This is a genomic window from Acinetobacter sp. TUM15071 (assembly GCF_008980925.1).
Lineage (GTDB): Bacteria > Pseudomonadota > Gammaproteobacteria > Pseudomonadales > Moraxellaceae > Acinetobacter > Acinetobacter dispersus.
Genome location: NZ_BKGB01000069.1, coordinates 1 through 442, shown reverse-complemented (window position 1 = coordinate 442; position 442 = coordinate 1). Strand labels below are relative to the sequence as shown.

Genomic DNA, 442 nt, shown 5'->3' with positions numbered 1-442 from the left:
GTTGACCGTAAGCGTTTAGATGAAACGGCAGCAACTTCATTGCGCGAAGCTCTAAAGCAAGTTCCTGGAGTTCAGGCTCAAGACAGTAGTGGCACAGGTGGTAGTGATGTTTCTCTCAATATCGGGGTTCGTGGTTTAGCATCTCGCCTATCACCTCGCTCAACAGTTCTAGTAGACGGCGTTCCACTTTCATTTGCACCGTATGGTCAGCCACAGTTATCTTTGGCACCTGTTTCAATTGGTAATATTGAGTCAGTTGACGTTGTACGTGGTGCGGGATCAGTTCGTTTTGGGCCTCAAAACGTAGGCGGAATTATTAACTTTGCTACTCGATCAATTCCTCAAGATTTTAGCGGAACTGTTAGCCTAACTTCAGAATATGCTTCTGGTACTGACCAAGTAAAGCTCAGCCCTAATCTATTTGTGGGTGGAACTTTAGATA

Annotated in this window: 1 protein-coding gene; it reads left to right on the top strand. The window is 45.2% G+C overall.

Annotation, left to right across the window (positions count from 1 at the left end; translation table 11 throughout):
- Positions 1-442 (top strand): TonB-dependent receptor plug domain-containing protein (locus tag GBI66_RS19265; protein ID WP_151717191.1); only part of this gene is annotated, 442 nt, incomplete at both ends.